The sequence below is a fragment of the Pantoea sp. SS70 genome (genome assembly GCF_029866845.1).
GTDB lineage: Bacteria > Pseudomonadota > Gammaproteobacteria > Enterobacterales > Enterobacteriaceae > Pantoea > Pantoea leporis.
The window spans coordinates 1,472,406-1,494,522 of record NZ_CP117199.1; the positions used below are offsets into that span (position 1 = coordinate 1,472,406).

The 22,117-nt window shown below is 55.0% G+C and carries 16 protein-coding genes; 11 read left to right on the forward strand and 5 right to left on the reverse strand.

Translation table 11 applies throughout. The annotated features are described in order from the left end of the window. The first annotated feature begins 75 nt into the window (after nucleotides 1–75). The 3 genes from PO881_RS06730 to PO881_RS06740 all read left to right on the forward strand — a co-directional run bounded on the left by PO881_RS06730 (nucleotide 76) and on the right by PO881_RS06740 (nucleotide 2,008). On the forward strand, nucleotides 76–258 hold the full coding sequence (locus tag PO881_RS06730; protein ID WP_007887424.1) for a Trm112 family protein: 183 nt from the start codon (nucleotides 76–78) through the stop codon (nucleotides 256–258). Next, entirely contained in the window at nucleotides 255–1,004 is a 750-nt protein-coding gene (kdsB, locus tag PO881_RS06735; protein ID WP_280172645.1) for a 3-deoxy-manno-octulosonate cytidylyltransferase, read from the forward strand. The genes PO881_RS06730 and kdsB overlap by 4 nt, the downstream gene beginning before the upstream one ends. A gap of 110 nt (nucleotides 1,005–1,114) precedes the next feature. Beyond that, nucleotides 1,115–2,008: a YcbJ family phosphotransferase gene (locus PO881_RS06740; RefSeq protein ID WP_280172646.1), complete on the forward strand. Its 894-nt coding sequence runs from the start codon at nucleotides 1,115–1,117 to the stop codon at nucleotides 2,006–2,008. Here PO881_RS06740 and elyC read toward each other — a convergent pair. Beyond that, nucleotides 1,988–2,773 carry an envelope biogenesis factor ElyC gene (elyC, locus tag PO881_RS06745; protein ID WP_280172647.1) on the reverse strand — a complete coding sequence of 262 codons (786 nt, stop codon included), beginning with the start codon at nucleotides 2,771–2,773 and terminating at the stop codon, nucleotides 1,988–1,990. The genes PO881_RS06740 and elyC overlap by 21 nt on opposite strands. A gap of 124 nt (nucleotides 2,774–2,897) precedes the next feature. On the opposite strand from elyC, the gene cmoM reads away from it, so the two are divergent. From cmoM to PO881_RS06780, 7 genes are all read left to right on the forward strand, one after another. Beyond that, nucleotides 2,898–3,683 carry a tRNA uridine 5-oxyacetic acid(34) methyltransferase CmoM gene (gene cmoM / locus PO881_RS06750; protein ID WP_101760950.1) on the forward strand — a complete coding sequence of 262 codons (786 nt, stop codon included), beginning with the start codon at nucleotides 2,898–2,900 and terminating at the stop codon, nucleotides 3,681–3,683. Beyond that, the gene (gene mukF / locus PO881_RS06755; RefSeq protein ID WP_192413854.1) at nucleotides 3,680–5,002 is read left to right on the forward strand and encodes a chromosome partition protein MukF; all 1,323 of its coding nucleotides are present in this window, start codon (nucleotides 3,680–3,682) and stop codon (nucleotides 5,000–5,002) included. The genes cmoM and mukF overlap by 4 nt, the downstream gene beginning before the upstream one ends. Further along, entirely contained in the window at nucleotides 4,983–5,717 is a 735-nt protein-coding gene (mukE, locus tag PO881_RS06760; RefSeq protein ID WP_101760949.1) for a chromosome partition protein MukE, read from the forward strand. The genes mukF and mukE overlap by 20 nt, the downstream gene beginning before the upstream one ends. Next, a complete protein-coding gene (gene mukB, locus PO881_RS06765; RefSeq protein WP_280172648.1) occupies nucleotides 5,714–10,180 on the forward strand; it encodes a chromosome partition protein MukB in 4,467 nt (1,488 codons plus the stop codon). The genes mukE and mukB overlap by 4 nt, the downstream gene beginning before the upstream one ends. A 156-nt stretch (nucleotides 10,181–10,336) precedes the next feature. Further along, nucleotides 10,337–12,166, forward strand: coding sequence for a L,D-transpeptidase (ldtD, locus tag PO881_RS06770; protein WP_280172649.1), 1,830 nt, complete (start codon nucleotides 10,337–10,339; stop codon nucleotides 12,164–12,166). Between the two features lie 187 nt (nucleotides 12,167–12,353). After that, nucleotides 12,354–12,905, forward strand: a complete 552-nt coding sequence (locus tag PO881_RS06775; protein ID WP_101760946.1) for a YcbK family protein — start codon at nucleotides 12,354–12,356, stop codon at nucleotides 12,903–12,905. 36 nt (nucleotides 12,906–12,941) lie between these two features. Next, a complete protein-coding gene (locus PO881_RS06780) occupies nucleotides 12,942–13,574 on the forward strand; it encodes an MBL fold metallo-hydrolase (protein ID WP_192413850.1) in 633 nt (210 codons plus the stop codon). A gap of 45 nt (nucleotides 13,575–13,619) precedes the next feature. Here the strand turns inward: PO881_RS06780 and PO881_RS06785 are convergent, their stop codons facing one another. From PO881_RS06785 to pncB, 4 genes are all read right to left on the reverse strand, one after another. Continuing rightward, a complete protein-coding gene (locus PO881_RS06785) occupies nucleotides 13,620–14,810 on the reverse strand; it encodes an amino acid aminotransferase (protein ID WP_192413848.1) in 1,191 nt (396 codons plus the stop codon). Nucleotides 14,811–15,009: 199 nt separating this feature from the next. Beyond that, entirely contained in the window at nucleotides 15,010–16,146 is a 1,137-nt protein-coding gene (gene ompF / locus PO881_RS06790; RefSeq protein WP_280172650.1) for a porin OmpF, read from the reverse strand. Nucleotides 16,147–16,445: 299 nt separating this feature from the next. Continuing rightward, nucleotides 16,446–17,846 carry an asparagine--tRNA ligase gene (gene asnS / locus PO881_RS06795; protein ID WP_101760942.1) on the reverse strand — a complete coding sequence of 467 codons (1,401 nt, stop codon included), beginning with the start codon at nucleotides 17,844–17,846 and terminating at the stop codon, nucleotides 16,446–16,448. A 152-nt stretch (nucleotides 17,847–17,998) separates the two neighbouring features. Beyond that, nucleotides 17,999–19,204: a nicotinate phosphoribosyltransferase gene (gene pncB / locus PO881_RS06800; RefSeq protein WP_280172651.1), complete on the reverse strand. Its 1,206-nt coding sequence runs from the start codon at nucleotides 19,202–19,204 to the stop codon at nucleotides 17,999–18,001. A 253-nt stretch (nucleotides 19,205–19,457) separates the two neighbouring features. Between pncB and pepN the strand changes: the two genes are divergently transcribed. Further along, nucleotides 19,458–22,073 carry an aminopeptidase N gene (gene pepN, locus PO881_RS06805; protein WP_277974710.1) on the forward strand — a complete coding sequence of 872 codons (2,616 nt, stop codon included), beginning with the start codon at nucleotides 19,458–19,460 and terminating at the stop codon, nucleotides 22,071–22,073. Nucleotides 22,074–22,117: the final 44 nt, after the last annotated feature.

A 22,117-nucleotide genomic window follows, 5' to 3' on the forward strand; every position in this document is an offset into this window, starting at 1 on the left:
GGCTTGAGTGCATCATTCACGCGCACGCTATTATGCTATGCTACCCGTCTGAATCGGTCCTGAATGGAGAAGATTATGGATCACCGTTTACTCGAAATCGTTGCTTGCCCGGTATGCAACGGAAAACTCTATTTCAACAAAGAGCAGCAAGAGCTGATCTGTAAACCGGATGGCCTGGCTTACCCGGTACGTGACGGTATTCCAGTGCTGCTGGAAGTGGAAGCGCGTACGCTGTCTGTTGAAGAGATTCATCCATGAGTTTTGTTGCCATTATTCCTGCGCGTTACGCTTCAACGCGTCTGCCCGGCAAACCGCTGGTGGATATTCAGGGTAAACCGATGGTGCTGCACGTTATGGAACGCGCCCGTGAATCGGGTGCCGATCGCGTAATTGTCGCCACCGATCATCCGGATGTGGCTGCGGCGGTAACGGCGGCTGGCGGCGAAGTGTGCATGACGCGGGTCGATCATCAGTCCGGCACTGAGCGTTTGGCCGAAGTGATCGAAAAGTATCAGTTTGCCGACGACACGATCATCGTTAACGTGCAGGGCGACGAGCCGATGATCCCGGCGGAGATTGTACGTCAGGTAGCAGGTAATCTGGCGCAATCTGAAGCCGGGATGGCAACGCTGGCGGTGCCGATCACCGATGCAGAAGAAGCCTTTAACCCGAACGCGGTGAAAGTGGTGATGGACGCCAAAGGTTATGCGCTCTACTTCTCACGCGCCACCATTCCCTGGGATCGCGAGCGTTATGCGCGTTCGCGCGAGCAGATTGGCGACACGCTGCTCCGCCACATTGGCATCTACGCCTATCGCGCCGGTTTCATCCGTCGCTACATCGCGTGGGAACCTTGCCCGCTGGAGCACATTGAGTTGCTCGAACAGCTGCGCGTGCTGTGGTACGGTGAAAAGATTCACGTCGCGGTGGCAAAAACTATCCCAGGTGTTGGGGTGGATACGCCGGAAGACCTTGAGCGGGTTCGTCTCGCTATGCAGGGTTAATCTCCGACCGGCCAGCGGCTCTCGCTGGCCTGAAAGTTTGATCTGGCGCTAAGCTTTGCGCCGCCATCACCTCCAGCATATTCCAGCCCTTTGACGTCGGAGGATATTGCATGGAACAGCTCCGTTCAGAACTCGCGTTGGTGCTTGGTGAAAGCATCAGTCGTCTCGAAACCATTAGCGAGCAGGCGCACACGCGGCTGTATGCGCTTTACGATAACGCCGGTAAACCGATGCCGCTGGTGGCAAAGTATTTTCGTCATCAGGGACGCGCTGCGCTGGAAGCTAAAAAACTGACCATGCTCGGCCATGATGGCTTGATCGCCGTGCCTGCCGTGTTTGGTCTGGTGCTTAGCCAGCAAAAGCCGGTACATGAAATGTTGCTGATGGCACGCTTTAACGGTGTTTCTGCGGAAGCTCCGGCCCGCAGCGCAGCACGCTGGGAACAGCTGTGCGAACAGATCGTCGAAGGCGTGCTGGCGTGGCATCGTATCGACAGCCATGGCTTAGTCGGCAGCGTGGACAGCGTGCAGGAAAATAACTGGCCCGCATGGTATCGCCAGCGAGTGGATGTGTTGTGGTCAACGCTGGGTTATTTGTCACCGCCGTTTTTTACACTGGAAGATCGTCAGATTCTGTTTCGCAGCCGTCAGCTATTACCGCGTCTGTTCAACGGATTTGACGATCCCTGCGTATTGATGCACGGCAACCTGCGCTTAGCCAGTATGTTAAAAGATGCGCACAGCGATCAGCTTATTGCCATGATGCAGCCGGGCAACATTCTCTGGGCACCGCGCGAATACGATCTGATGCGCCTGGCGGATAGCGGCGCAGAAGCGTCACTGCTGCAGCACTATCTGCAGCGCGCGCCCGTGGCGGAAGGTTTCCTCTGGCGGCGCTGGTTGTATCAGCTGTGGGATTGCGTCGACACGTTGGTCAGCAGCGGACAGTTTGACCGTCCGCGCTTCAATCACGCCCGCGCGCAATTACTCCCCTGGCTGGGTTGAGGTGAGATCGTCACCGCGCAGCTTCTGCCAGGTTTGTCCCAGCGTTTCATAGATCGCACGCTCACTGTGTGCCAGCCACAGCGGTGACGGAATAACGCGTTCCCACCAGTTTAGCTGCGAGGTCACTGCCAACTGATTTGCCGGTGCGGCCAGCGGATTCATGCCGGCACTTTGAAAGAAATGCATGGCACGCGGCAGATGGTTGGCGGAAGTCACCAGTAAGAACGGGTGTTCACCAATCGTCTGTTTCACCGCGCGAGCTTCGCCAATCGTATCCCTGGGTTGATCCAACTGAATAATCGCTGCTGATGGCACGCCCAGACTTTCCGCCACTTCGGCCGCCACGCTGGCGCTGCTGCGTGGGTTTTCGCCGGCTGCTGCGCCCGTAAAGATCATTTTCGCCTGCGGATAGCGCCGCCACTGACGCACGCCTTCGGCCACGCGCGGCAGACTGTTATTAATCAAGTTGGAACTCGGTGCCCAATTCGGATTGAAGGTATAGCCGCCGCCGAGCACCACGATATAATCGACCGGCTCGTTACCGTTCCAGGTGGGATAATGATTTTCCAGCGGTGACAGCAGGCGATCGGCAACCGGCTGCAGGCTCAAAATCAGTAGCAGCAGCCAGCTGCAAGAGATGAGGATTTTGCCGCTTTTTTGCCAGCGGCTGAACCAGAGCAGCAAAAGTCCTGCCGCCATCAGTAATAACAGCAGCGGCAAGGGAAGTAACATCCCGCCAATGACTTTTTTAAATGCGAAAAACATCGAATATGGCCTCTTTTGTCCAAAAAAACAGCTGCCAGACGGTTACTGCGGCATGAAAGGTTCATTCTTGTTGAGCCTGTGACAAAATAGCACAAGTTGAATGCAGCAAAGCGGAGCCATCATCATGCAGGATCGTAACTTTGACGATCTGGCGGACAAATTCTCACAGAACATTTATGGCACGCGCAAAGGGCAAGTGCGCCAGGCGATTGTCTGGGACGAACTGGAAGCTCTGTTACCGACATTGCCTGCCGGATCCTTGAAGGTGCTGGATGCTGGCGGCGGCGTGGGACAAGTCTCAAGCGGCCTGGCGGCGCGCGGTCATCAGGTTGTGCTGTGCGATCTCTCTGCTGAGATGCTGAAGCTGGCGGAAGCCCATGCGCTTGCCGCGGGTGTGAGCCACAACATGCAATTCAAACAAATTAGCGCCCAGCAGGTGGGCGAACATTTGGATACGCAGGTTGATCTGGTATTGTTTCACGCGGTGTTGGAATGGGTCGCGCATCCGGAAGAGGTGCTGCAGGCGCTGTGGCACACGCTCAAGCCCGGCGGCGTGCTGTCGTTGATGTTTTACAACGCTCACGGCTTAACCTTCCGCACCCTCACGCTTGGCAACTTCGGCTATATGCGCGCCAATATGAGCAAACGTAAAAAGCGCACGCTGTCGCCCGATTTCCCGCGCGATCCGGATGATGTGACGCGTTGGCTGACAAACTGCGGATTTGAAATTGAACGGCGTGCGGGCATTCGCGTCTTCTGTGATTACATGAAGCCGCAACCCGGCGCAGGGAAGAGCGTTGAGGAAATCATTGAGATGGAACGGCGTTTCTGTCGCCAGGAGCCCTTTTTAAGCTTAGGGCGCTATATCCACGTGACCGCGCGCAAACCCAGCCAGAAGGATCAACTATGAGCGAATTTTCCCAGACGGTCCCCGAATTGGTGGCATGGGCGCGCAAGAACGATTTTTCGCTTGCGCTGCCGGTAGAACGTCTGGCCTTTTTGCTGGCCATCGCCACCTTAAACGGTGAGCGCATGGACGGCGAGATGAGTGAAGGCGAGCTGATTGACGCGTTTCGTCACGTTAGCAAAGCATTCGAACAAACCCACGAAACTGTGCATGTCCGTGCCAATAACGCCATCAATGACATGGTGCGTCAGCGCTTGCTGAACCGCTTTACCAGCGAGCTGACGGAAGGGCACGCCATCTATCGCCTGACGCCACTCGCCATCGGCATTACCGACTATTACATCCGCCAGCGCGAGTTCTCCACGCTGCGCCTGTCGATGCAGCTGTCGATTGTGGCGCAGGAGTTGAAACGCGCCGCGGATGCCGCCGAAGAGGACGGTGATGAATTCCACTGGCATCGTAACGTGTTTGCGCCGCTGAAATATTCGGTGGCGGAAATCTTCGATAGCATCGACATGACGCAGCGTCTGATGGATGAGCAGCAGCAAGCGGTGAAAACCGATATTGCCGATCTGCTTAACAAAGACTGGCGCGCGGCGATCTCCAGCTGTGAAATGTTGCTGTCGGAAACGTCCGGTACGCTGCGTGAACTGCAGGATACGCTGGAGGCGGCCGGCGATAAGCTGCAGGCCAACCTGCTGCGCATCCAGGATGCGACGCTGAGCAGCCCGGATCTGGGCTTTGTCGATAAGCTGGTGTTTGACCTGCAAAACAAGCTCGATCGCATCATCAGCTGGGGCCAGCAGGCTATCGATCTGTGGATCGGCTACGACCGCCATGTACACAAGTTTATTCGTACCGCCATCGACATGGATAAGAACCGCGTGTTTGCGCAGCGTTTACGCCTGTCGGTGCAAAACTATTTCGATCAGCCGTGGGCGCTGACCTACGCCAATGCCGATCGTCTTTACGATATGCGCGATGAAGAGATGACGCTGCGTAATGACGAGGTGATGGGCGAGCTGCCGCCGGAAATGGAATACGAAGAGTTTAATGAGATTCGCGAGCAGCTGGCCGCGATGATCGAAGAGGCGCTGCAGATTTATAAGCAGGAGCAGAAGCCGCTCCATCTGGCCACGGTGATGCGCGACTATCTGTCGCAGTATCCGCGCGCGCGCCACTTTGATCTGGCGCGTATCGTCATCGATCAAGCGGTGCGACTCGGCGTGGCCGAAGCTGATTTAGCCGGTCTGCCTGCGCAATGGCAGGCCATTAATGATTACGGAGCCAAGGTGCAGGCACATGTCATCGACAAATATTGAACAAGTGATGCCAGTCAAACTGGCATTGGCTCTGGCAAACCCGATTTTCCCGGCGCTCGATAGCCAGTTACGCGCGGGTCGCCACATTGGCATTGAAGAGCTGGATAATCACGCCTTCCTGATGGATTACCAGGAATATCTCGAAGAGTTTTACGCGCGCTACAACGTTGAGCTGATCCGCGCGCCGGAAGGCTTCTTCTATCTGCGTCCGCGTTCAACCACTTTGATTCCACGCTCGGTGTTGTCCGAGCTGGATATGATGGTGGGCAAAATTCTTTGCTATCTCTATCTCAGCCCGGAACGTCTGGCGAATGAGGGGATTTTTACCCAGCAAGAGCTGTACGACGAACTGCTGTCGCTGGCCGATGAGAGCAAACTGCTCAAGCTGGTCAATCAGCGTTCCACCGGTTCCGATCTTGATCGCGCCAAGCTGCAGGAAAAAATGCGCGCGTCGCTGAGTCGCCTGCGCCGTCTCGGCATGGTGTGGTTTATGGGCAACGACAGCAGCAAATTCCGCATCACCGAATCAGTGTTCCGCTTTGGCGCCGACGTGCGCAGCGGTGACGATGCGCGTGAAGCGCAGCTGCGCCTGATACGTGACGGTGAAGCGATGACGCTGGAAAGTGCGCCGGCTGCGACTGAGAACGATGAAGCAGATAACGATATTGACGCTGAGAGCGACGCGAGTGATAACGCGGAGGATGAACAAGCATGATTGAACGCGGTAAATTTCGTTCGCTAACGCTGATCAACTGGAACGGTTTCTTTGCCCGTACTTTTGATCTTGATGAACTGGTCACCACGCTTTCGGGCGGTAACGGTGCGGGTAAATCCACCACCATGGCCGCCTTCGTGACGGCGATGATCCCTGACTTAACCTTGCTGCACTTCCGTAACACCACCGAAGCCGGTGCAACTTCCGGTTCGCGTGATAAAGGTTTGCACGGCAAGCTACGCGCCGGCGTCTGTTATTCGGTGCTGGATGTGGTCAACTCACGCCATCAACGCGTGATTGTTGGCGTACGTCTGCAGCAGGTAGCGGGACGCGATAAAAAGGTCGATATCAAACCATTCAGTATTCACGGCTTGCCGAGCGATTCACAGGCGACCGATATGCTGACCGAAATCCTTAATAACCGCCAGGCGCGCGTGTTGCCGCTGACGGAAGTAAAGGAGCGCGTGGAAGCACAGGAAGGCGTGCAGTTCAAACAGTACAACTCGGTCACCGATTACCATGCGGTGCTGTTCGAGCTCGGTGTGGTGCCGCGTCGTCTGCGTAACGCCAGCGATCGCAGTAAGTTCTATCGCCTGATTGAAGCTTCGCTGTACGGCGGTATCTCCAGCGCTATCACCCGTTCACTGCGCGATTACCTGCTGCCAGAAAACGGCGGTGTGCGTAAAGCCTTCCAGGATATGGAAGCCGCGCTGCGGGAAAACCGCATGACGCTGGAAGCGATTCGCGTCACCCAATCCGATCGCGACCTGTTTAAGCATCTGATCTCGGAAGCTACCAACTACGTTTCCGCTGACTACATGCGCCATGCCAACGAGCGTCGTATTCACCTCGACGGTGCGCTGCAGCTGCGTAATGAGCTGTTTACCAGCCGCAACCAGCTGATTTCTGAGCAGTATCGCCACATTGAAATGGCGCGCGAGTTGTCCGAGCACAGCGGTGCTGAGAGCGATCTGGAAAGCGATTATCAGGGCGCTAGCGACCATCTGAATCTGGTGCAAACCGCCATGCGCCAGCAGGAAAAAATCGAGCGTTACGATGCCGATCTGGAAGAGCTGACCTATCGCCTCGAAGAGCAGAACGAAGTGGTTGCCGAAGCGCGCGAAGTGCAGGAAGAGAATGAAGCACGCGCCGAAGCGGCTGAAGTGGAAGTCGATGAGCTAAAAAGCCAACTCGCCGATTTCCAGCAGGCGCTCGACGTGCAACAGACGCGGGCAATCCAGTATCAGCAAGCCTTGCAGGCGTTGGAAAAGGCGCGTACGCAGTGTCAGCTGCCTGATTTAACCATCGATAACGCGGCCGAATGGCAGGAAACCTTCCAGGCGCGTGAAGAAGAAGCCACCGAGCGCCTGCTGCGTCTGGAACAGAAACTGAGCGTCGCCGAAGCGGCACACAGCCAGTTTGAGCAAGCGTTAGCGTTAGTTACCAGCATCGCCGGTGACGTCAGTCGTCAGGATGCGTGGCAAGTGGGGCGCGAATTACTGCGCGATGCTGGCAATCAGCGCCACCAGGCTGAACAGCTTTCTTCGCTGCGTCTGCGCCTCAATGAATTAGAAACCCGTCTGCGTGAGCAGCATGATGCTGAGCGTTTGCTTGCGGATTTCTGCAAACGTCAGGGCCAGCAATACGATGCGGATGCGCTGGACGGCTTGCAGCGTGAACTCGAAGCGCAGATTGAGCAACTGAATAGCAGCGTTGCCGATGCCGGTGAACGCCGCATGTTGATGCGTCAGGAGCTGGAGCAGCTGCGTGAACGCATCACTGCGCTGACCGCGCGTGCGCCACACTGGCTGGCGGCGCAGGAAATCCTGACGCAGCTGAGCGAGCAAACCGGTCAGGAGCTGACCAGCAGCCAGCAAATCACCGAATTTATGCAGCAACTGCTGGAGCGCGAGCGTGAAACTACGGTTGAGCGCGACGAGCTGGCCGCGCGTAAGCGCGAAGTTGAACAGCAGATTGAACGTCTGAGCCAACCGGGCGGTGCGGAAGATGCGCGCCTGACGCAGCTGGCGGAACGTTTTGGCGGCGTGCTGCTGTCGGAAATTTATGATGACGTTACGCTGGATGACGCACCGTACTTCTCGGCGCTATACGGTCCATCGCGCCACGCCATCGTAGTGCCAGATCTGTCGCTGGTGCGCGACCTGCTCGACGGTTTAGACGAGTGCCCGGAAGATCTCTATCTGATTGAAGGCGATCCGCAAGCCTTTGACGACAGCGTATTTAGCGTCGAAGAGCTGGAAAAAGCGGTGGTGGTGAAAGTGGCTGAGCGTCAGTGGCGCTACTCCCGCTTCCCGAAAGTGCCGCTGTTTGGTCGCGCGGCGCGTGAAAACCAGCTTGAGTTGCTGAACAACGAACGTGAACAGCTGGCTGAGCGTTATGCCACGTTGTCGTTTGATGTACAGAAAACCCAGCGTCTGCATCAATCCTTCAGCCGCTTCATCGGTAGCCATTTAGCGGTGGCGTTTGATGAAGATCCGGAAGCGCAGATTCGTCAGCTTAACAGCCGTCGTGGCGAGCTGGAGCGGGCGCTGGCGCAGCATGAAAATGACAATCAGCAGCAGCGCGCGCAGTTTGAGCAGGCAAAAGAGGGCGTCAGCCAGCTGAACCGCCTGTTGCCGCGCGTAAATCTGCTGCTCGACGACACGCTTGGCGATCGCTGTGAAGAGATCCGCGAGCGCGTCGAAGAAGCACAGGAAGCCGCGCGCTTCCTGCATCAGCACGGCAGCAAACTCAGCAAGCTGGAGCCGCTGATTGCGGTACTGCAAAGCGATCCGCAGCAGCACGATCAGCTGCAGCGCGACTATCAGCAGGCACAGCAGCAGCAGCGTGATGCGCGTCAGCAAGCCTTTGCGCTGACCGAAGTGGTGCAGCGCCGCGCGCACTTCAGCTATGAAAGTTCGGCTGGCATGTTGGGTGGCAACAGCGATCTCAACGAGCAGTTGCGTCAGCGTCTGGAGCAGGCGGAAGGCGAGCGCAGCCGCGCGCGCGAACGTCTGCGTGGACATCAGGCGCAGCTGACGCAGTATTCGCAGGTGCTGGCTTCGCTGAAAAGTTCATACGATGCCAAACGCGACATGCTGAAAGAGTTGCAGCAAGAGATGCAGGATATCGGCGTGCATGCCGATGCCAGCGCAGAGGAGCGCGCGCGCATTCGTCGTGATGAGCTGTATAGCGCGCTGAGCCACAATCGCGCGCGTCGCAACCAGCTGGAAAAACAGATCACCTTCTGTGAAGCCGAAATGGACAGCCTGCAGAAAAAACTGCGCAAGCTGGAACGCGATTATCATCAGATTCGTGAGCAGGTGGTCAGCGCGAAAGCGGGCTGGTGCACGGTGTTGCGTCTGGTGAAAGAGAATGGCGTTGAGCGTCGTCTGCATCGTCGCGAGCTGGCCTATCTCAGCGGCGATGAGCTGCGTTCGATGTCGGATAAGGCGCTGGGTGCGCTGCGTCTGGCGGTGGCGGATAACGAACATCTGCGCGATGTGCTGCGTATGTCTGAAGATCCGAAACGTCCGGAGCGTAAGATTCAGTTCTTTATTGCGGTGTATCAACATCTGCGCGAACGTATTCGCCAGGACATCATTCGTACCGACGATCCGGTTGAAGCCATCGAGCAGATGGAGATTGAGCTGAATCGTCTGACCGAAGAGCTGACGGCGCGTGAACAGACGCTGGCAATCAGCTCACGCAGTGCGGCGAACATCATTCGTAAAACCATCCAGCGCGAGCAAAACCGTATTCGCCAGTTGAACCAGGGGTTGCAGGCGGTAAGCTTTGGTCAGGTGCGCAGCGTGCGCCTCAACGTGAACGTGCGTGAAGCGCACTCAACGCTGTTGGATACGCTGTCGGAAGAGCATGAACAGCATCAGGATCTGTTTACCAGCAACCGCTTAACCTTCTCGGAAGCGCTGGCGAAACTTTATCAGCGCCTGAATCCGCAGATCGATATGGGCCAGCGCACGCCGCAAACCATCGGTGAAGAACTGCTCGACTACCGCAACTATCTTGAGATGGAAGTGGAAGTGAACCGTGGCACTGACGGCTGGCTGCGTGCAGAAAGTGGGGCGCTCTCTACCGGTGAAGCGATCGGTACCGGGATGTCGATTCTGGTGATGGTGGTACAGAGCTGGGAAGAGGAATCACGTCGTCTGCGTGGCAAAGATATTTCGCCGTGTCGTCTGCTGTTCCTTGATGAAGCGGCACGTCTTGATGCGCGTTCGATCGCCACACTGTTTGAGCTGTGCGAACGTCTGGAGATGCAGCTGATCATCGCCGCGCCAGAGAACATCAGCCCAGAAAAAGGCACCACCTACAAACTGGTGCGTAAAATGTTCAATAACACCGAACATGTGCATGTGGTTGGGCTGCGCGGCTTCTCGGCAGATCCTGCACCGAGCAAGGATCAAAGTCCTAAGGTCGGTCTTGAATATGAGAATTCATAGCGCTTAATCTGGTTAAAAAACAGCACTACGTTTAATCTGTATGCGGCATCTGCACTGAGAGGCAGATGCCGTTTTTTATTCGTATACTCAACATTATGAGTATGGCTGTACATGGCGATCACAGGGCGCTATGTCATTGGTGAGAAGGGGGCAGGGATGTTGCTAAACAATAAGAGCAAAATGAGTCGTGCTGCAGTAGCACTCGGTTTGTCACTGGTACTATCGCCGCTGGCTGTGAGCCATGCGGCCATCACCTCCACGCTACCCAATTCAACGCACCACAGTTCGATGTCGGTTGCTGCCAGCCAGCAGCAGATTCAGCAGGCGTTCAGCGCCACTGAACAACCTTTCTATTTGCCCGGTTTAGCCGGCATTTATGCGTCGCGCGATATGGCTCCGCTGTGGCAAGACCCGCAAGCGGTGCAGGCTTTCCAGCAGCAATTGGCGGAAGTGGCGCTCTCTGGCGTGCAGCCGCAATTCACCCGCTGGGTTGAGCGTCTGACCAATCCGAACATCAAAGGCCTGGCGCGCGACATCGTGCTCAGTGATGCGATGCTTGGCTATCTGCAGTTTGTTGCCAATGTGCCGACACAGGGCGAAACCTGGCTCTACAGCAATGTGCCTTACAAGCTGACCATGCCATCTCTGACGGCCATCAATCAGTGGCAAAATGCGGTGAACGGCGGCGGCAGCCGGACTTTTGTGGTCTCGTTGCAACCGCAGCATCCGCAATATGCGCCAATGCATAATGCGCTGAAAACGCTACTCACCGACGATCGCCCGTGGCCACAGCTGCGTGATACCGTTACGCTACGCCCAGGGCAAATCAGTAATGATGTGCCTGCGCTGCGTGAGATTCTGCAACGCACCGGCATGTTGACCGCCAGCCATAGTACTACGCCAACGCCGGCGGAAGACGCGGTGCCAACTGCGCCGGTTCCGGTGAGCCAAAGCAATCAGCCGGTGGCGGTGAGCCCGTCTGCGGCAAACTTTGATGATATTGATGCGGCTCCGGCACTCGCTGCGACGCCTGAAGTGGCCAATAATGTGGCTGCTAATCCGACGGCAACCGGACCCAACGTGTATGACGCTACGCTGGTGGAGGGCGTTAAACGCTTCCAGCACTGGCAGGGATTGGCCGATGACGGCGCGATTGGTCCACGTACCCGTGAATGGCTGAATGTGCCGCCGCAGATGCGTGCTTCGCTGCTGGCGCTCAACATACAGCGCCTGCGTCTGCTACCGGATGATATGCATAACGGCATCATGGTGAACATCCCAAACTATTCGCTTACTTACTACTACAACGGCGCCACCATTTTGTCATCACGCGTGATTGTGGGTCGTCCTGACCGCAAAACGCCGCTGATGCGTAGCGCGCTGAATAATGTGGTGCTCAATCCACCGTGGAACGTGCCAACCACGCTGGTGCGCCAGGATATTGTGCCGAAGGTGAAACAGGATCCGACTTATCTGTATAAGCACGGTTATACGCTGTTGTCGGGCTGGAGTGCGGATGCGGAAGTGATCGATCCTTCGATGATTGACTGGCGTATGGTGTCGGCCGCGAGCTTCCCGTATCGCATTCGACAGGCGCCGGGCGCAACCAACTCACTGGGTCGCTACAAATTCAACATGCCGAGTTCGGATGCGATTTATCTGCACGATACGCCGAACCATAACCTGTTCCAGCGCGATATTCGTGCGCTCAGTTCGGGCTGTGTGCGCGTGAATAAAGCCTCAGAACTGGCCGATCTGCTGTTGCAGGATGTGGGCTGGAACGACGGCCGTATCTCAGACACCTTGAAAGAGGGAAATACCCGTTACGTGCCGATTCGCCATCGTATTCCTGTGAACCTTTACTATTTAACCGCATGGGTCGCAGATGACGGCCAGCCGCAATATCGTACAGATATTTACAATTATGATAATCCCGCCCGTTCCGGTAGTCAGGTACTGCACAAAGCCGGTCAGTTGTTACTCTAGTAATTGATTTGGCTGTTTTCTCTTCACATGAATTTAACCAAGACCAGTCTCGAAAATTTGATTTTGAGCTGGTTTTGGTCTTCTGCAACATATTCTGGGTTGACTGAGTCTTAGGCGGACGTTAATGTTCGGCCTTGTGTACTTTTCGCACATATTTTATCCGCTTTAGATTAGGTAACCTCGCTTCATGGCTAATATTGATTCTCAACGTCGTCGATTACTCTTGATTGGAGGCGCAGCAGCAGGATTATCACTGCTTCCTGGCTCCGCTCTGGCTTCGCTTTCCACCGCCCGCCCACGAGTATTGACGCTTAGTAACCTTCACACCGGTGAAACCCTTAAAACAGAGTTTTTTAACGGTAAGCGTTATGACAAGGATGAGTTAGCCCGCTTAAATCACTTCTTCCGTGATTACCGCGCCAATCAGGTGAAGACCATCGATCCCCATCTTTTTGACCAGCTTTACCGCCTGCAAACATTGCTGGATACGCGTAAGCCGGTGCAGTTGATCTCGGGTTACCGCACCTTAGCCACCAACACCATGCTGCGTGAATCGGGCCCGGGCGTGGCGAAAAAAAGCTATCACACTAAAGGACAAGCGATGGATTTCCACATTGAGGGAATTTCGTTGAGCAATGTTCGCAAAGCGGCGTTATCTATGCGCGCCGGTGGTGTAGGATATTACCCGCGCAGCAACTTCGTACACATAGATACCGGGCCCGCAAGGCACTGGTCCTGATACCGGCAGCGCTGCGTGTGTCGGTCATGGAGCGCTATGAACTACCAAATTATTCCGGTTACGGCTTTTTCCCAAAACTGTTCAGTTATATGGGATGACGAAACCCAACAAGCCGCACTGGTCGATCCCGGCGGCGATGCGGAAACCATCAAAGCCGTGCTGGCAGAACGTGGTTTATCGCCATCTCAGATCCTGCTCACGCATGGACATCTTGATCATGTTGGTGCCGCTGCCGAGCTAGCGGCACATTATCAGGTGCCCATTGTCGGTCCGCATCCGCTCGATGCTTTCTGGTTAGATAATCTGCCCACACAAAGCCGCATGTTCGGTTTGCCCGAGTGCGCGCCGCTCACGCCCGATCGCTGGCTGGAAGAGGGTGAAACTGTGCAGGTTGGCAATGTCACGCTGGAAGTGCTGCTTTGTCCGGGCCATACGCCGGGACATATTGTGTTCTTCGATCGCGTTGGGCGTCTTCTGATTTCGGGAGATGTGATTTTCAACGGTGGCGTTGGACGCACCGATTTCCCGCAGGGCAGCCACAGCGACCTGATCGATGCGATTGAAACCAAGCTGTTGCCGCTAGGCGATGATGTGACTTTCGTGCCGGGTCACGGGCCTATCTCAACGCTAGGCCGCGAACGCATCAGCAATCCGTTCCTGCAAGAATAAAAAAATGGGCCCTTTTGGCCCATTTGTCGTTATTTACCGCCTGATTTATAAAACTGCGACAATCGCCTCACACAGCGCCGACATATTATCTGGCGTCATGCCTGCCACGTTAACGCGACCCGAGTTCACCGCATACACGCCAAACTCCTCACGCAGGCGCACTACCTGATCTTTGGTCAGGCCGCTGAATGAGAACATGCCGTTCTGCTTGATGATGAAGCTAAAGTCTTGATTAGCGCCTTTCTCCGCCAGTGTGTTCACAAACAGCTGACGCATGCGCTGGATGCGCTGACGCATATCGGCCAGCTCCTGAATCCAGATGGTGCGCAGCGCGTCATTGCTGAGGATGGTGGCGACGACCGCCGCGCCGTGTGACGGCGGGTTAGAGTAGTTGGCGCGAATGGTGTATTTCACCTGGCTAAACGCAGTTTTCGCCACGTCGCTGCTCGCTGCAACCAGCGTTAATGCACCTACACGCTCATTATACAAACCGAAGTTCTTCGAGTAAGAGCTGGCAACAATCAGTTCCTGATGTGAAGCGGCAAAAATACGCAGCCCTTGCGCATCTTCATCCAGACCGCGAGCAAAGCCCTGATAGGCGAAATCAAACAGCGGCAACCATCCTTTCTCTAGCGACAGTTGCGCCAGCTGTTGCCATTGCTCTGCAGACGGATCAACGCCAGTTGGGTTGTGGCAGCAGCCGTGGAACAGCACTACATCGCCTGCTTTGGCTTCCTGCAGCGATGCCACCATGGCGTCGAAATCCAGGCTGTGGCTTGCGGCATCGTAATAATCGTAATCACACACTTCAAGGCCAGCAGCGTTGAAGACATTGTTATGGTTCGGCCAGCTTGGGTTGCTCACCCAAACGCGCTTGACGCTGGTCTGGTTTGCCAGAAAATCTGCCGCTACGCGCAGGGCGCCGGTGCCGCCTGGCGTTTGTGCGGTACATGCGCGACCCGCAGAAATCAGCGCGCTCTCTTTGCCGAACAGCAACTCCTGCGTGCATCGTGCGAAATCCGCCAGACCATCAATGCTCAGGTAGTTCTTGGTGGTTTCATTTTCCAGCAAATACTGCTCAGCTTTTTTAACACTGGTGAGGACCGGCGTTTTACCGGTTTCATCTTTATAAACACCAATGCCAAGATTGATTTTATTCGGCCGGTCATCGGCACGAAAAAGGTCAGCCAGTCCCAGAATAGGATCGGCGGGTGCGGCAGAGATCGATTCAAACATGAGTCAGTTCCGTTTGGGTGAACTTTAGCGAAATGAGCTATCAGGTTAACGTCAGTCGGCACGCTTGCCAACCGCTGATATAAAAAAGAAATATGTCGGTGAGATAAAGTAGAAAAGCTAATTGCGAAGCCGATCACTGAAATGCAAAACGGAGCCCGAGGGCTCCGTTTTTAGGTATTACGCAATGCTAATCGGGCGATTAGAACTGGTAAACCAGACCAACAGCTACTACGTCGTCGGTAGCCAGACCCAGTGGGTTGTCATCGTTCAACTGGTTGATTTTGTAATCAACATAGGTAGCCATGTTTTTGTTGAAGTAGTAGGTTGCGCCCACATCGATGTATTTAACCAGGTCAGCATCGCCAACGCCTTCGATGTCTTTGCCTTTAGACTGAACGTAGGCGATGGACGGACGCAGACCGAAGTCGAACTGGTATTGTGCAACAACTTCGAAGTTCTGAGCTTTGTTAGCGAAGCCAGAAACGGTAGCCTGAGTACCGTCAGCCAGGGTAGCTTGTGCACCAGAGATTGGCGTTGAGTTACGGGTTTCACCGTACATTGCAGCCAGGTATACGTTGTTTGCGTCATATTTCAGAGCGGTTGCCCAGTTTTCAGCACGCTTACCTGCACCGATGTTAGTCGCTACTACATCACCATCGCTATCGACTACTGAACCAGCAGACTGCAGGTTAGTACGGTCGCTGCTGCTATACGCTGCAGCTACACCAACACCGATTGGTGAAGTGTAAGATGTTGACAGGCCATAACCGTCACCGTTTGCACGGCGGATATCAGAACGATCGTTTTTGCCCTGGTACTGTACTGCGAAGTTCCAGCCGTCAACCAGACCGAAGAAGTTGGTGTTACGGTAGGTCAGCAGACCGGTGCTACGACCGTTCATGAAGTTGTCTGAGTAACCTGAGTCACCACCGAATTCTGGCAGAACGTCAGTCCAGCCGATTGCGTCATATACAACGCCGTAGTTACGACCGTAATCGATTGAACCCGCATCGCCAAATTTCAGACCTGCGAAGCCCAGACGGGTTTTGTTGCCGTCTTGTGCATCAGAACCTTCAGAGTTGTTAGCCTGAACGTTGTATTCCCACTGGCCGTAACCGGTCAGTTGGTCATTAATCTGGGTTTCACCCTTGAAGCCGAAGCGAACATAAGTCTGGTCGCCGTCGCTGCCAGCGTCATCCGAGAAATAGTGCAGACCAACAGCTTTACCGTACAGGTCCAGCTTGTTGCCGTCTTTATTATAGATTTCTGCTGCGTTTGCTGCGCCGGCAGCTAACAGAGCAGGGATAACCACTGCAAGAATGTTGCGCTTCATCATTTTTTATTACCCTCATTGGAGTTATTTGGACATCTGCCACTGCTGCCAAGAAATCTTTACAGAACCTTGAAAGAAGTTTGATGTCTCCTGTGTCTGCACGCATCTTTCCATCACAGGGTTGCTAATTCTAGCCCGAAGATGATTCAAATCTCGCAATTAAGTATCAAAAGGAAAAATTGTATGACAATTTGTAAAAATTCGGGAACTTTGTGAGAGAACTCTAAATTTACAAAAATAAAAAAAGGCCGGCTAGGCCGACCTCTTTATATATATGAATTACTTATAATTAATCGCTAAATTTAGAAATTCGCGTTGCGAGGGGTACGTGGGAAGGGGATAACATCCCTTACATTTTGTACGCCGGTGACATAGGCGATTAATCGTTCGAAACCTAATCCAAAGCCGGCATGTGGCACGGTGCCGTAACGGCGCAGGTCACGATACCACCAATAATCTTCTTTATTGAGGCCCATTTCTGCCAGACGTGCATCCAGCACATCCAGACGCTCTTCACGCTGTGAACCCCCGATGATTTCGCCGATGCCTGGCGCGAGAACATCCATCGCCGCCACGGTTTTGCCATCTTCGTTCATGCGCATATAGAAGGCTTTAATGTCTTTCGGGTAATTTTTCACCACCACCGGCGCTTTGAAGTGCTGCTCTGCGAGATAACGCTCGTGTTCGGATGAGAGATCAACGCCCCAGGAAACCGGGTTCTCGAAGCTCTGGCCGCTTTTCAGCAGGATTTCAACCGCATCGGTGTAATCCACCTGAGCAAAGTCGGTCTGTACGAAGCGCTCCAGACGCGCAACCGCATCCTTGTCTACACGCTCAGCAAAGAACGCCATGTCGTCGGCGCGCTCGTTCAGCACAGCCTGGAACACATACTTCAGCATAGATTCTGCCAAAGCGGCCGCATCATCCAGCGTCGCGAACGCCACTTCCGGCTCCAGCATCCAGAATTCCGCCAGGTGACGGCTGGTGTTGGAGTTTTCGGCGCGGAAAGTGGGACCAAAGGTATACACCTTAGACAGCGCACAGGCGTAAGTTTCGGCGTTGAGCTGGCCGGATACGGTCAGGAAGGCTTCTTTACCGAAGAAGTCTTTATCGAAATCAATTTTGCCCTGCGGATCGCGCGGCAGGTTTTCCAGGTCCAGCGTCGAAACGCGGAACATCTCGCCGGCACCTTCGGTATCCGAAGCGGTGATCAGCGGAGTAGAAACCCAGAAATAGCCGTTTTCGTGGAAGAAGCGATGCAGCGCCTGCGCCAGCGTATGACGCACGCGCGCCACAGCGCCTACAAGGTTGGTACGCGGACGTAGATGCGCCACTTCACGCAGGTATTCGATGCTGTGACGTTTCGCCGCCATCGGATAGGTATCCGGATCGTCAACCCAACCGGTAACTTCGACGTTAGTCGCCTGCAGCTCGAAAGCCTGGCCTTCGCCCGGCGATTCGACCACTTTACCGGTAATGATTACCGAGCAGCCGGTGGTCAGACGCAGCACTTCATCCTGATAATTATTCAGAGAATTATTGACGACGGCCTGAACGGGATTAAAGCAGGAACCGTCGTAAACGGCGATAAAGGAAAGACCAGCTTTGGAATCTCTTCGGGTACGCACCCAACCACGTACGGTGACTTCACTGTCAACCGCGACACGGCCGTGCAGTACATCCGCTACAGGCACAACGCTCATAAAGTTCTCTCTATATATAAAAGAAGGTGGATAAAAGCCCTTTTTCAGGGTTTTGCTATGTTACTTGCGAGCCCACAGGAAACAAGCAAAATTGCCGGGTAAACAGGAGATTTGTTGCGTGAGAGCAGGGCGCAAGCGCCCTGCTATAAGAATCAGCTGGCTCTTTTGACCAGCGGCAGATCGAAGGCTTTGCGCAAGGCGCGCACGAAGGCTTTATCCTGGCAAATGGTTTTGCCGGGGCTGTCGGAGAGTTTTGCCACCGGTTTGCCATTGCAGCTCACCAGTTTGATCACGATATTCAGCGGCGTCACGCCCGGAATATCGCAGGACAGGCGCGTTCCGATACCGAACACCACGTTGGCACGTTGGCCGAAGTGACGATAGAGCGCCAGCGCTTTGTCCAGATTGAGGTTATCCGAGAACACCAGCGTTTTGCTTTTGGGATCGATATCCAGCCGCTGATAGTGCGCAATGGCTTTTTCACCCCATTCCAGCGGATCGCCGGAGTCATGGCGCAGGCCTTGATAACGATGCGCAAAGCCCGGGCCAAAATCACGCAGGAAAGCATCCATGGTGATGCAGTCGGTTAAAGCAATACCTAACTGATTGTCATACTCGTCCAGCCAGGATTGCAGCGCCGCACGTTGGCTGTTCGCCAATACCGGGCTGATTTGCTGGTGCGCCTGGAACCATTCATGCGCTTGTGTACCCACCGGGTTAAGCTGCAGGCGGCGCGCCAAATCGTAGTTGCTGGTGCCCACCAGCCACGGAAACTCCGCTTTAAGCGTAGCGACAATCGCTTCCTGCACCGCTTTGGAGTAGCGGCGCCGCGTGCCGAAATCCATCAGCTGGAAGCGTGACATATCCCAATCGCCGACCTGCTGACGGAAATTCGTAAGCTTATGCTGCAAGTGCGCAACCGCCTGCTCCACACCCATCTGCGGCGTGCGGTGGCGATGCACCACTTCACTGATCAGCGCCAGCAACGGCACTTCCCACAAAATCACTTCACGCCACGGCCCGCTGATCTGAATCGTCAGATGGCCGTTGTTGTTACGCACGTTGACTTGTGAGGGATCGAGGCGGAACTGGCGCAGCCAGTTAAGGTAATCGCGTTGGAAGAAAGGCAGCCCGCTGAGGTAGTGATACTCATCGTCGCTCAGGGCGAGCGTTTGCAGGGTTTCAATTTGTGCGCGGATCTCGTCCGCATAAATACCGAGCAGTTCGTCGCCACGGCAGCGAAATTCCGCCGTAACCGGGACATCATAATAGCGATGATAGACGGCCTGCTGCATGTGAAGCTTATACGCATCGGTATCAAGCAGCGTGGTCAAAATCGGGGAAGCATGTCCAGTCATGGTGCGTTTCAGCATCCTCTTCCGCGGAGCAGAGCCCGGTGTTCAACAAAGTCATAAAGACGCAGGAGTATAAAACAGTAATGACCGCGATCACACCATAATTGCGGGTGGCAGGTCGAGGGTCATTTGTGCCATTGTTAATGAATTGTAGCCTTTTCAACGAACGCACGCATTGACCGTGGCAACAGAGGCACAACCCGCTTAGACTTTGACGGGTCAACATATTAACGATTTAACGATGCGAGAAGGACTCATGACGCAACAGCCGCAAATTAAATATCGCCACGATTACCGTGCGCCGGACTACACCATTACCGATATCGACCTGACTTTTGATCTGGATGCGGCTTCGACGCGTGTCACGGCGGTCAGTCAGGTGAAGCGTTTGGGCGCTACCGATGCGGAACTGCGTCTGGATGGCGAAGACCTCACGCTGGTATCGCTGGCGGTGGATGGCAATCCGTGGCCGCATTACCGCGAAGAAGAGGGCGCGTTGTTCATCAACCAGTTGCCGGACAACTTCACTCTGACCATCATTAATGACATTCATCCGGATAAAAACACCGCGCTGGAAGGGTTATACCAATCCGGCGATGCGCTTTGTACCCAATGTGAAGCCGAAGGTTTCCGCCATATTACGTGGTATCTCGATCGCCCAGACGTGCTGGCGCGCTTCACCACCACCATTATTGCCGATGCCGCGCGTTATCCTTATTTACTCTCCAACGGCAACAAGCTGGAGAGCGGTCGCCATGAAGATGGCCGCCATTGGGTGAAGTGGCAAGATCCGTTCCCGAAACCGTGCTACCTGTTTGCGCTGGTGGCGGGTGATTTCGACGTATTACGTGATAGCTTTACCACGCGTTCAGGCCGCGATGTGGCGCTGGAGATCTTTGTCGATCGCGGCAACCTTGATCGTGCTGATTGGGCGATGACCTCGCTGAAAGCCAGCATGAAGTGGGATGAAGAGCGCTTTAACCTTGAGTACGACCTCGACATCTTTATGATCGTCGCGGTGGATTTCTTCAATATGGGGGCGATGGAGAACAAAGGCCTTAACGTCTTCAACTCCAAATATGTGCTGGCGAAAGCCGAAACTGCCACCGACAAAGATTACCTCGGCATTGAAGCGGTGATCGGTCACGAATATTTCCACAACTGGACCGGCAACCGCGTGACCTGCCGCGACTGGTTCCAGCTCAGCCTGAAAGAGGGGCTGACAGTATTCCGTGATCAGGAGTTCAGCTCCGATCTCGGTTCGCGCGCGGTGAACCGTATCGATAACGTACGTGTGATGCGCGGTGCGCAGTTCGCGGAAGACGCCAGCCCAATGGCGCATCCGATCCGTCCGGATCAGGTGATCGAAATGAACAACTTCTACACTTTAACGGTGTATGAGAAAGGGTCAGAAGTGATCCGCATGATGCACACCTTGCTGGGCGAAGAGAATTTCCAGAAAGGCATGCAACTCTATTTCGAGCGTCACGATGGCAGCGCCGCCACCTGCGATGATTTCGTGCAGGCGATGGAAGATGCCTCGAACGTCGATCTGTCGCAGTTCCGCCGCTGGTACAGCCAGGCGGGCACGCCAATCCTGACGGTGCGCGATGACTACAATCCAGAGCTGGAACAGTACACGCTGCACGTCACCCAGCGCACGCCGGCCACCGCCGAGCAGAAAGAGAAGCTGCCGCTGCACATTCCGCTGGATATCGAACTGTACGATAACGAAGGCAAGGTGATCCCGCTGCAGCATAACGGTCATCCGTTGCATCACGTGCTGAACGTCACCGAAGAGTTCCAGACCTTTATTTTCGATAACGTTTACTTCCAGCCGGTGCCATCGCTGCTGCGTGAATTCTCTGCGCCCGTGAAGCTCGACTACAAATGGAGCGATGCGCAACTCACCTTCCTGATGCGCCACGCGCGTAATGACTTTGCGCGCTGGGATGCGGCGCAAAGCCTGCTGGCAACCTACATTCGCCTCAACGTCGCACGTCATCAGCAGGGCCAGCCGCTATCGCTGCCGCTGCATGTGGCAGATGCGTTCCGCGCGGTGCTGCTGGATGAGCAGGGCGATCCGGCGCTGAAAGCGTTGATTCTCTCGCTGCCGTCTGAGAATGAAATCGCCGAGCTGTTTGATGTCATCGATCCGCTGGCGATCTCAGCGGTGCGCGATGCGCTGGTGCGTACGCTGGCTAAAGAGCTGAGTGACGAATTCTTTGCGCTCTATCTGGCCAACCAAAGCAGCGAATACAAAATTGAGCACGCGGAGATTGGCAAGCGCACGCTGAAAAATGTCTGCCTCGGTTATCTGGCCTTCGCCGATGCGGCACAGGCGGACAAGCTGGTGCAGGCGCAATATCAGCAGGCAAACAACATGACCGATGCGTTAGCGGCGCTGTCTGCCGCGGTGGCGGCGAACCTGCCATGTCGCGATACGCTGCTGGCGGCCTATGATGAGCGCTGGCATCAGGATGGTCTGGTGATGGATAAATGGTTTGTGCTGCAAGCCACCAGCCCAGCGGCGGACGTGCTGAGCAACGTGCGTGAGCTGCTGAATCACCGTTCGTTCACCATGGGCAACCCGAACCGCATCCGTTCACTGATTGGTGCGTTCGCGTCTGGTAATCCCGCGGCGTTCCACGCTAAAGATGGCAGCGGTTATCAGTTCCTGGTGGAGATGTTGACCGATCTCAACACGCGCAACCCGCAAGTGGCTGCACGCATGATTGAGCCGCTGATTCGCCTGAAACGCTACGATGCCGATCGTCAGGCGCTGATGCGTAAAGCGCTGGAAACGTTGCAAGGGCTGGATAAGCTGTCGGGCGATCTGTATGAGAAAATCACCAAGGCGTTAAACGCGTAAGAAAACCATGCGCAATAAATTGCGCCGCTACGAATAAATGCACA

Excerpts from the sequence above, each read along its gene's own strand:
- PO881_RS06730 (WP_007887424.1), top strand. The coding sequence starts at position 76 with ATGGATCACCGTTTACTCGAAATCGTTGCTTGCCCGGTATGCAACGGA.
- kdsB (WP_280172645.1), top strand. The coding sequence starts at position 255 with ATGAGTTTTGTTGCCATTATTCCTGCGCGTTACGCTTCAACGCGTCTG.
- PO881_RS06740 (WP_280172646.1), top strand. The coding sequence starts at position 1,115 with ATGGAACAGCTCCGTTCAGAACTCGCGTTGGTGCTTGGTGAAAGCATC.
- elyC (WP_280172647.1), bottom strand. The coding sequence starts at position 2,773 with ATGTTTTTCGCATTTAAAAAAGTCATTGGCGGGATGTTACTTCCCTTG.
- cmoM (WP_101760950.1), top strand. The coding sequence starts at position 2,898 with ATGCAGGATCGTAACTTTGACGATCTGGCGGACAAATTCTCACAGAAC.
- mukF (WP_192413854.1), top strand. The coding sequence starts at position 3,680 with ATGAGCGAATTTTCCCAGACGGTCCCCGAATTGGTGGCATGGGCGCGC.
- mukE (WP_101760949.1), top strand. The coding sequence starts at position 4,983 with ATGTCATCGACAAATATTGAACAAGTGATGCCAGTCAAACTGGCATTG.
- mukB (WP_280172648.1), top strand. The coding sequence starts at position 5,714 with ATGATTGAACGCGGTAAATTTCGTTCGCTAACGCTGATCAACTGGAAC.
- ldtD (WP_280172649.1), top strand. The coding sequence starts at position 10,337 with ATGTTGCTAAACAATAAGAGCAAAATGAGTCGTGCTGCAGTAGCACTC.
- PO881_RS06775 (WP_101760946.1), top strand. The coding sequence starts at position 12,354 with ATGGCTAATATTGATTCTCAACGTCGTCGATTACTCTTGATTGGAGGC.
- PO881_RS06780 (WP_192413850.1), top strand. The coding sequence starts at position 12,942 with ATGAACTACCAAATTATTCCGGTTACGGCTTTTTCCCAAAACTGTTCA.
- PO881_RS06785 (WP_192413848.1), bottom strand. The coding sequence starts at position 14,810 with ATGTTTGAATCGATCTCTGCCGCACCCGCCGATCCTATTCTGGGACTG.
- ompF (WP_280172650.1), bottom strand. The coding sequence starts at position 16,146 with ATGATGAAGCGCAACATTCTTGCAGTGGTTATCCCTGCTCTGTTAGCT.
- asnS (WP_101760942.1), bottom strand. The coding sequence starts at position 17,846 with ATGAGCGTTGTGCCTGTAGCGGATGTACTGCACGGCCGTGTCGCGGTT.
- pncB (WP_280172651.1), bottom strand. The coding sequence starts at position 19,204 with ATGACTGGACATGCTTCCCCGATTTTGACCACGCTGCTTGATACCGAT.
- pepN (WP_277974710.1), top strand. The coding sequence starts at position 19,458 with ATGACGCAACAGCCGCAAATTAAATATCGCCACGATTACCGTGCGCCG.